Source organism: Bacillus sp. CDB3 (assembly GCF_002081505.1).
In the GTDB taxonomy this organism is placed as follows: Bacteria; Bacillota; Bacilli; order Bacillales; family Bacillaceae_G; genus Bacillus_A; species Bacillus_A cereus_AT.
Map to the genome: position 1 here is coordinate 37,397 of NZ_ALBR01000041.1, position 10,261 is coordinate 47,657.

Sequence of the window (10,261 nt, forward strand, 5' to 3'; positions counted from 1 at the left end):
TTTCTGTCTTCCTTGATCAGGTAGGAAATAAACATTATTTGATACCTGTATTTTGAACGCCATCCAGGATAAAGCGCTGTGCTATAAAAAATACTATAATGGGAGGAATACAAATTAATAGAGTCGAAGCCATGATAGAAGTCATATCAACTCCAAACATCCCTTTGAATTGCATGAGTCCCAACGTTAAAGTGTATTTACTTTGATCGTTCAAAAAAATTAATGGTCCTAAATAATCATTCCATGAGCCTAACATTTGAAACACACCGACAACCACCAATACTGGAGCCATTAACGGAATGAATATCCGAGAAAAAATTTGAAAATGGTTCGCCCCGTCTATGATCGCTGCTTCTTCCATTTCTTTCGGAACTCCTAATAAAAATTGGCGAAGTAAAAAAATGAAATAGGGTGATCCAAAAAAGTTAGGAACAATCAGTGGTTTTAAAGTATTAATCCAGCCCAACTGATTAAATTCCATATATAAGGGAATTGCAGTTACATCCCAGGGAATCATCATTCCTGCTAGTAAAATTAGAAAAAGAATGTCCCTTCCTTTAAAATTGAATCTGGCAAATCCATAAGCTACTAAAGAAGATGATAATAGTTGTCCGATGATGCCTAATCCTGTAACAATCAAAGAATTTGTCAGAAATGTTGTAAAAGGTAAAACAGTCCAGGCTTTATAAAAATTACTAAATTCAAACTGAGACGGAATTAGTTTCGGGGGAAAAACAAATGTCTCAGCAGGGGTTTTTACAGCTGTAATGAACATCCAAAGAAATGGTGCGATAAAAAATAAACAAAAAATAATCAGTATTGTATGTACCATAACCTTCGTTGTTATACTTCTCGTAATCATCATATTCCTCCTTTCCTATTTTTGTTTCTTTTTCATTTCATTTTCATAGTAAACCCAAGTATTAGACGATTTGAAAACCAGTAATGTCAGAGCCAAAATAATTAAGAACATAAACCAAGCATTTGCGGATGCATAACCCATTTTAAAATACTTGAAAGCATTTTCATAAACATACATCGCATAGAAATACGTCTTTCTTAAAGGCCCTCCACCTGTTAGAACAAGCGCGAGTGTTAACTGTTGAAATGCTGAAATGATAGCAGTAATGACATTAAACAGAATGGTTGGACTCAGCATCGGAAGTGTTATTTTACTGAACTTTTGCCATTTACTTGCACCATCTATATCTGCAGCTTCATATAGGTCTTTCGGTATATTTTTTAAACCGGCTAAGAATATCAGCATCATAGTCCCTTGCCCCCAAATACCTGCAAACACGATGGCAAAAAGTGACCAGGTTGGATCATTTAGCCAGTTTGGTCCATTAATGCCTATTAATGATAGTAGATAGTTTAGTAAACCGTATTCTCCGTCGTACATCCATGACCAAATCATTGAAAGGGCTACTCCCGAAACAACCGTAGGAAGATAGAATATCGTTCTATAGCCTGAAAGCCATTTTACTTTTTGATTTAATAATATAGCTAGCAAGAGAGCAATACCGATGTTTAACGGTACTAAAATAGCAGCAAACTTAAAGGTAACTCCTAAAGATTGCCAAAACACTGGATCATTTGTAAACATATCAACATAATTTTTGAAACCAATAAACGTTGGGGTTCCAACAGTAGGCCAATCAAAAAAGCTTATGATAAGAGAAAAAATCAAGGGTCCGAACGTAAAACAGATGAAACCAATGATCCAAGGAGAAATGAATAGATAGGGAGTAAGGTCTCCCCATCTAATCTTTGATAGAATGGATATGGGTCGTTCGGGAACCGTTTGAGTTATTTTATTTTCAGTTTTTATAATCATGAAATGATCCCCTTCTTTCTCTTAAACTATTTTTTCAATGCAGGCTCTGTTAATTTAACCGCTTCATTCAAGGCTTTATCTGCTGAATTTTGCCCTAATAATACACTGCTAATTGCATAATCTAGTTTTTTGTCAACTTCTGTCCATTTGTTTGTAAGTAAAAAGCCTGGAGTATCTGATGATCTTTCAAGCATAGTATAGAATGTACTTAATAACTGATCATTTTTATGACTTTGTTCGGAAACCACACTCTTAAGTACTGGCATATCAGTCTTTCTCATTTCTGCTGCTTCTGCTGATACAAAGTATTTGATAAATTTCCAAGCTAGGTCTTTTTCTTTAGAGTCTTTGGCCATTGCAATTCCTGCAGAATGGATAACACCCTTTGAAGGTTGTCCATGAAAGGATGGAATTTCTGCAGTTCCAAAATCCATGCCAGCCTTTTTAAAATCTTCTAAAGGCCAAATGCCGTTCTCGATCATAGCGATTTTCCCTGATTTGAAACTTTCAGTGACTTTATCAGACACAATAGCACTATTTTCATCAATCATATGTTGAAAGCCATTAAGGATTTCTTGTGTTTTTGAACTATTCATATATCCATCTACCTTTTTGCCATCAGGACTAATGAAACTACTCCCATTACTCCATACATATTCTTGGAATGCATATGAATTTTTTTTGGAAGAGAGAACAAACCCATATTGTTTCTTTTCAGGATTGGATAACTTTTTCGCTGCATCACTGAACTGCTCCCAAGTCCAACCAGAAGTCGGAAGAGGTACCCCTGCTTCTTGGAAAAGTTTTTTATTGTAGTAAATGACGCGAGTAGTAAAACCAATTGGAAATCCATAGGTATTATTTTTAAATTTGTGATAGTTTAGAATATTCGTATAAAAATCATCAAAAGTAGTTTTAAAACTACTGTCTTTATTTACGTAGTCATCAAGTGGCTCCAGAGATTTATAGTAATCTGGATAATTCCACATATACATGACATCAGGGGGATTTTTTGCTCCGAAAGAAGCAGCCAGCTTATCCTCAAACCCGTCAGCATATGCTTCAACTTGCACTTTCACTCCCGGATTCGCCTTTTCAAACTTTTTCGCAATATCTTGTTGGTATTTGAGACTCTCTCCAGTATCCCATGTAGCAAAGCGTAATACTTTCTCCCCACTTTTATTACCCTGACTAGAAGATTTCTCACTGTTCACGCAAGCAGAAAGCACCGTTACCAAAGAAATAGCTACAATTAATAATAACGATATTCTTTTTTTCAACATAAACCCCCCTATCATTTTTTGAAGATCAATTTTGTCTTTTGTAAAACAATCTTTAGACTTAACTTTAAGAATGCGTTTTCATTCTTTCTTAAAATTTTTTCAACCCCCCTCACCTCCACAACTTTTTCTAATAATCAAACTAGTCGGAACCACCACTTTTAATGGCAGTGTTCTCCCATCAATGCGTTCAACTAGAAGATTTACTGCTACTTTCCCCATCTCCTCGGTATGAACTTTTACAGTGGATAATGGAGGAGTAACAAATTCGCATAATTCAATCCCATCAAATCCAAAGATTGCGATATCATCAGGAACTTTTAATCCTGCATCCGTTAAAGCTTTCAAAGCACTAATGGCCATAGGGTCACTTCCAATGAAAAAGGCGGTAGGGAGATTCCCTGAATGGATCGCTTCCTCCATTAGCGTTAAGCCATCTTTCGTTGTCCATTTTCCAATATAAGTATATTCCGGGTTATATAATCCCTGTTCCGTTAGCATTTTTTCATATGTTCTTTTTCGTACATCATGAATCTCTAATTTTCCAGATAATCCACCAATGGTATATGATTGACCACCAATATAGCCTATTTTTTTGTGTCCTAAATCCAATAAGTATTGAATAACCTTTTCAGTAGCTTTTTCAGAATCTATCACCACTGAATCATATAGTTGTTCGTCAGGAGATACATCGACAAACACTAAATGTTGTACTTGTTTTACTTGATTTTCCACCTCTTCTTGACCTATGACTCCTACTACTATTAATCCATCCAATCCTTCTAGATCCTTTTTATTGAAGGGAGGTCTCAACATTTTCGATAGTTCCATTCCCAATTCAATCATCCTCTTTTCAATTCCATTACGAATGGCCAAAAAATATGGATCATCAAATTCCGATTCCTGAGAAAGATACATCAAAAGCCCAATTTTTCCGTACTGCTTAGGATTGGTAATTTTTTTTTCTATATTTCGTTGCTTTTTAGGTATGTAATCTAACTCTTCTGCAGCCTTAAGGATTTTTTTCCGAGTCTCTTCTGTAACCGATAAAGTTTGATCCTCATTTAACACTCTTGATACAGTCGTTTTTGATATCTGTGCCTTTTTGGCAATTTCATTTAATGTTACCAATATGATTACCTCTTTTTCTATTTTTAGTAAATAAAAATAATAATTTAGTGAATTTTCACTTAAATATAATATATCAGAGGCGAAAAACGAGCGCAATATTAATTTTCATAATTTTCAATTTAATTTTTCGCCACTATTCACCCATATTGAGATTCAAGGATCCGAAGATTTTACTAACTATTAACATTCACTCATTTTTCATTACGATATAAAGAGCGAAAAAAGTCTAGTGAATAAATCAATTAATTCAGTAAACTAAAACAAAAATTTACTGAAGAAACATTCAGCTTCTTCAACTGTAATCGCATTAATCTCATTGCTATTGGGGTAGCGAGTGCCATCAAAGGAGTTAATAAAAATAATGAGTTTTGAGGGTAACACGAGTACGATATGGCTTCATCCTCGGGTCTAATTGGTATGGAATTACAAGGAGCAATGGCGATATTCACCGTTAATTTAAAAAGAATCGTAAAACTTTTGGGTTAAGATAAGCAAAAAACAGTGTGGAAATTAAGAAAAGCCGACTATTCCTTCCAGAATTATGGATTGAAAGTCGGCTTTTTTATTTAATATAAGAACGAAAGTGGCAAGTTTAATTTTCTAGGAATATCGGAATGAAACTCAGGTGTATGCAAAATAGAAAATGTATACCCCTGTTGAATAAATAATACTTCATTATGTTTATTTTCAAATGGAACACTGTTTTTCTTAAAATTATTTGGGATTCGTTTTAAAAATGCGTGATCAGGTGTTCCGAAAGATACGTGTACTTTCGGTGGTAAAGCTTTCATCGCAATTGGAATCCAAGGCCGCTGCCACCAAGTTGCAACGATATATGCAGTGCCACCTATAACAAAGTTGAAAATCTCTCCATCTTCCATCGTTTTCATATTTAGATTTGATTTCAACCATTCCGTAAATACAGGTACACTTTTAACGGGAAGACCGATTTCCCTTACGTATAAAATGTTTAACGGTGAATGGGGAACTAATACGTCTTCTTTTATATAACTATGTGCGATAATTTCGAGAAGATTTCCATCACCATCTTTAAAGTATAAATTGAATAGACCATTCTCCTCACCCATTGTATGACCATCTTTCCTTTTCACAATGAGTAATCCAGACTCTTTAAGCCATTTTGCCGTTTCATGAAACTTTGAATATGGGATCTCAAAGGCGAAATGCGCAGGGGCAATTGGTTCATATACTTCTTGAAAACTAATTGTTGTATACGGTGTTACTTCAAATTGAATAAATGATGCGGTTTCTTTTTTTATTGGAAAAGATAATATGTCTTTATAAACTTGTTTTACCCCTTCTATAGAAACCGTTTGTAGTTTTATATCTGATATATGTGTAATCACGTTACATTCCCCCTTGTTTCTTATTATCTATTCTTATTGTATTGCACTTATAAATAGATAAAATCAAACCGAAGGATGGATTTTTCATATCAAAACTACAACTTTAGTATGAATATGTTAGCTCCAATTACTTTTTATTTCCTCTATAACAACTTCTGGTTTATCCCAATGCAACAAATGTGTAGTGTCAGGAATTACTTTTACTATACTGTCAGTTTTCTCTCTGAAAACATTTACTGTCTTATCTCTATAATCCGCCCAAACTTGCGGAACTGTAGCTCGAAGTAATACAATATTAGCTGGCAGCTTCTCGTATATATCTATCGTTTCATCTTTATGCATACCTCTTATTATATTACCAGCTGTTATCCCTCGCGCATGCCAACATACTTTACTATGCATTTCAATTCCAAGATCCTTTACTGCAAGTTCTAATAATGGAGACCACCTAGTATAGGTTTCTTTTTCACTTTTGAAAAATTCATCCCAATTATTAAAAACATATTCATCGAAATCTTTTTCGTAATGCGCGATTTCCTCTTGAAGTGTTTCTTCTTTAAGTCTTTTTGTTTGATATCCACCGCCAATAAGAATACTTCCTAGTACTTTTTCTGGATTATTTAATAAATAAAATAGTGCTACAAAACTTCCCCACGAATGTGATAAAAAATAGAAATGTTCAATTCTCAGTTCATTTATTATTTCATTTAACCAGTTTGCTAAATTCAGCATCTCATAATCTTCCGTTCGTTCAAAGGGAGGTGTTTTACCGTGACCTGGTGCATCAATAGAGATAAATCTATAATTTTCTTTTAATTCCTCTGCAATTTCTATAAAACTTAAACTCGTACTTCCTAATCCATGTAAACAAAAGATAACTGGCTTGTCATTATTTCCCCACTCAGTAATATGTACGTTTATTTTTTCGTTGTTAATATAGTAACGTTTCAAAACAATTATCCCCCATATTTCGATTTTTTGATTAACACTTTACCTATTTCTATGATTTTCAAGTTTTCCCTGCATTCTTTTCCACAAAAAAAGCTGATTTTCTTTTAAAGAAAATCAGCTTTTACGTTAAAATACACTATGATTTAACAGCAATAATCATAAATCTTTTGGAATTCGTACGAATCCCTTTTTCAGAACTATTAGTGTCAATGAACTTTTGTAAAATATTAAAGTCCTCTTCTTTTTCTCCAAATCTAGGAATAATAGGCGTATGTTTTAATAAGAAAATGAGATCCTCAGGAGTACTGTAATAATCAGTAACATCATATTCACGTACTTGTACGAGTTCAAATCCTGAATTAGTCAGTTCACTCACATATTTTTCTTTTAAAGTACCATCTCTTTCACCTAAACATTGTCCTCTTCCAAATGCTTCTTTTAAATTTAATTTATCATGTTCACTAACTTGTTGCGTTAAGAAAAAGAACCTTTTTTTATTACTTTTGCCAATTCAGATGCTACAAATGGTGCATGACAACTTGAAGCAATATCAAAATGAGCATGCGGAAACGTTAAAGATTCAGAATCCATTTGAAGAAATTCAACGTTTTGTACACCTGCTTTATTCAAATTAGAATGTGCTGTTTTGATCATTCCATTAGAATTATCTATCCCAATCAGTGATGCAGCTGAAGATGCTATTTTTAATATATTCTCTCCTCCACCTGTGCCAACATCAAGTAGAATATGTGATGGTTTACATCTTGCTTTCACTTCGCTATAAAAGTCCCAGGTGTCTCCTACAATCTCACATTTTAGCCTACTAAAATCCCAGCCGTTTTCACTTCCCACTTTATCATAAAAGCTTTTGTACTCTAATTCATTCATTTTATTATTTCCCCTTTGTTTATGCTTATATATTCTATAGGTTCTTAATGAAAATGAGCCATCAATTATTTATTCTATATATGCAAGCCAAGCTTCATAAAATGCTTGAACAGTGCGGTATCTTTTACTTTTTTCTTTATCTAGAGCTTTTTTTACATATATTATATAATTCTTGTGTGCTTTCCCATTTTTCATATCTTTTATCATTTTTCCCGCCGATAAAAGCAAAAGCAATTCCGGCTAACACATACACATTCGTTTCACTTGTAATTGGTGCATGCAGTTCATATTCCTCCGGTGCTTTAAAGCGACCTGCACCCCAAAAATCCTCCCCAATTTTATTGAATACAGGTGTTTTTTGAAAGAAATCAATATCACAAATCGTCAGTTTTGACTGCTCAAAATTATATAAAATACTACCGTCATAAAAATCAACCATGACATAATCTAATGACTCCACATACGCTGCAAATTCAAAAATTTGTGTTAATATATTAAGTCTCTTAGTCAAACATAAACCTCTTAGCTTCACAAAAGGCGAATTTGGTGCATGGTGCTTTTCAAACGGTGTAAAGTCCCAATGATTGTGCATGCATTCCCCATTAACCCAATGAAACCTTAAACAAAATCCATTTTGCATTTGAATGGAATTGATATATGGAACTAGTACAGGATGTTGAATTTGTTCATACACTTCTTTTGCCTTCATTAATCGTTGGATTGCGTCCTCTACATTACCTTTGTATTCTAAATTGCGTGCACCTGCATACTTCAAAAAGTATCGTTGTCCATTTTCAATAATACCAAAGCTAATATTACCTGAATCTTGCTGATTAAAAACCGTAAATACTTCTACATCCTTTAGCCAATTAAAATTATGATTCTCAGCTAATGTTATAGGGTATTGATTTTTTCCTATTGAAATATTTATCATGCGCTGCTCCTAGCTTTGAGCGAACGTAGTTTATAGAGGTATGATACGCATACTCAAATAACTTTTACCTCATATTTTGTTTTTTTCTGTTTGTTCATAAAACATCACTCCTTTCAAATAACCGCCCTTAATTGCATTCAATAGCTACCAAAATATTCTTACTTTCTATTATACATAATAACAATGATAGAAAGTGTCGCATTGTTTAATTACATATTATAAAATACAAATTATCAGAAAAACATATTCCACACACCGCATTAAGTTTACATAATAATATTACACTCTATTTTTATCGGTAAATTTTAAATGTTCCCTTCCCCAACCACACATACTATCTAAAACAGTACTGACTGTTTTTCCATGCTCAGTTAAGCTATATTCCACTTTAGGTGGTATTTCTTGATAAATTTCGCGTTTTATTAGTTGATCGTGCTCTAATTCACGAAGCTGCTTCGCTAATGTTCCTTGAGAAATGTCTGGTATCAATCGCTTTAATTCACCAAACCGTTTCGTTCCGTCTGTTAATAATATAAATAAAATGAGTGGTTTCCATTTACCTCCGATAATTTGCAATGTTGCTATTACCCCTTTTAATTTCGGTTCCTCTAAATTCATTTTCCTCACCACTCCCCCCAGTAATTTTTTATATTATGTATCCGTACAATAAGCGATTAGTACGAAATTCGCGACTAAGTACATATAAAGTGCGTACTTTTCAGTAGTCATTTTTTAACGAATAATAAAATTAACACAACTTATTTTAAATCTTATATTAAGGGAGATGTTTAATCATGTCTATTACTGTATTAAAAGATAAACATATCGTTATCATTGGCGGGAGTTCTGGTATTGGATTAGCAACAGCAAAACAAGCAATTGAACAAGGAGCACATGTTATTATTGCAGGACGTTCAGAAGAAAAATTAATGGTTGCTCGAGAAGTAATAAATAACAACCATCTTCAAACTTATGTATTGGATAACCAAGATAAAAACCAATTACAAGATTTTTTCAAGAAAGTTGGGAATTTTGATCATTTATTCACACCAGGAGCCTCTTACACACTTGGACCAATAACTGCTACGGACGATATCGCCGAAAGCAGCTTTATCGGAAAGTTTTGGCCACAATATTATGCCGTAAAATATGCAATTCCTTTTCTCTTAAACTCTGGATCTATCGTATTAATGTCCGGTGCATTTAGTCAACGGCCACTTAAAGGAGCGCCTGCTTACGGAGCTTGTAATGGTGCTATTGAAAGTTTAGGGAAAGCTTTAGCTGTTGAATTAGCTCCAATTAGAGTTAATGTTGTTTCCCCTGGAACGATACGAAGGGAAAATGAACAAAACGAAAATAGACTAGCTGCTTATGAAGCTTATAAATTTCTTTCTCTTGTACAGCGAGCTGGATATAATGATGAAATTGCACATACTGTACTATATTTAATGCAAAATAGTTTTACTACGGGGTAATGTATTATTTCCAGATGGAGGATACACATACCATTAAATTATTTAAAACAAAAGCCCCTTATTAAGGTGGCTTTTGTTGCTAATTTAGAAACTGTTGAAGTAATACAGAATCCTTTTTTAAAAGTTCTGCTAAAAACAAAAGTTGCGGAAAAGGTTGTAAGATTAACTCCTTATTCATTTTTTCATTCAAAATAGCCATTCCACCTTGCTTAATATAATCGTTTAGTGTTATTTCCTTACTACAAATTAGGCTAATATCACTTACTGAAAGTAATAATAGTCCTTTCGTTTCAGAAGATGGATTTGGTTCATTTTCTGAATGTGCAATATACATAATAGATAAAGTTTTATCTGGACTATCAATAATTAATAGTGGATCCACTTCGTTCTCTATTTTT

Annotated in this window: 8 protein-coding genes and 3 pseudogenes; 1 reads left to right on the forward strand and 10 read right to left on the reverse strand. The window is 33.6% G+C overall.

From position 1 onward, the window contains the following. Positions 1–34 precede the first annotated feature (34 nt). The 9 genes and pseudogenes from CDB3_RS11530 to CDB3_RS11570 form a co-directional block, all read right to left on the reverse strand. Entirely contained in the window at positions 35–862 is an 828-nt protein-coding gene (locus CDB3_RS11530; protein ID WP_128854580.1) for a carbohydrate ABC transporter permease, read from the reverse strand. Positions 863–877: 15 nt separating this feature from the next. Continuing rightward, positions 878–1,837 (reverse strand): carbohydrate ABC transporter permease, encoded by a 960-nt coding sequence (locus CDB3_RS11535; protein ID WP_128854581.1) that lies wholly within the window; start codon positions 1,835–1,837, stop codon positions 878–880. 26 nt (positions 1,838–1,863) lie between these two features. Continuing rightward, complete coding sequence (locus tag CDB3_RS11540; protein ID WP_128854589.1) at positions 1,864–3,117, reverse strand: ABC transporter substrate-binding protein; 1,254 nt, start codon at positions 3,115–3,117, stop codon at positions 1,864–1,866. A 102-nt stretch (positions 3,118–3,219) separates the two neighbouring features. Next, positions 3,220–4,248 carry a LacI family DNA-binding transcriptional regulator gene (locus tag CDB3_RS11545; RefSeq protein ID WP_128854582.1) on the reverse strand — a complete coding sequence of 343 codons (1,029 nt, stop codon included), beginning with the start codon at positions 4,246–4,248 and terminating at the stop codon, positions 3,220–3,222. Positions 4,249–4,814: 566 nt separating this feature from the next. Beyond that, the gene (locus CDB3_RS11550; protein WP_128854583.1) at positions 4,815–5,615 is read right to left on the reverse strand and encodes a VOC family protein; all 801 of its coding nucleotides are present in this window, start codon (positions 5,613–5,615) and stop codon (positions 4,815–4,817) included. 117 nt (positions 5,616–5,732) lie between these two features. Continuing rightward, on the reverse strand, positions 5,733–6,566 hold the full coding sequence (locus CDB3_RS11555) for an alpha/beta fold hydrolase (RefSeq protein WP_128854584.1): 834 nt from the start codon (positions 6,564–6,566) through the stop codon (positions 5,733–5,735). Positions 6,567–6,702: 136 nt separating this feature from the next. Then, a pseudogene (locus CDB3_RS11560) lies at positions 6,703–7,454 on the reverse strand (class I SAM-dependent methyltransferase). 136 nt (positions 7,455–7,590) lie between these two features. Then, positions 7,591–8,388 carry a serine/threonine protein kinase gene (locus CDB3_RS11565; RefSeq protein WP_256869760.1) on the reverse strand — a complete coding sequence of 266 codons (798 nt, stop codon included), beginning with the start codon at positions 8,386–8,388 and terminating at the stop codon, positions 7,591–7,593. A gap of 279 nt (positions 8,389–8,667) precedes the next feature. Beyond that, positions 8,668–9,006: a winged helix-turn-helix transcriptional regulator gene (locus tag CDB3_RS11570; RefSeq protein WP_128854590.1), complete on the reverse strand. Its 339-nt coding sequence runs from the start codon at positions 9,004–9,006 to the stop codon at positions 8,668–8,670. Positions 9,007–9,182: 176 nt separating this feature from the next. On the opposite strand from CDB3_RS11570, the pseudogene CDB3_RS11575 reads away from it, so the two are divergent. Continuing rightward, positions 9,183–9,900, forward strand: a pseudogene (locus CDB3_RS11575) (SDR family oxidoreductase). Positions 9,901–9,942: 42 nt separating this feature from the next. Here CDB3_RS11575 and CDB3_RS11580 read toward each other — a convergent pair. After that, positions 9,943–10,261: pseudogene (locus tag CDB3_RS11580) on the reverse strand (NUDIX hydrolase); the annotation flags it as partial.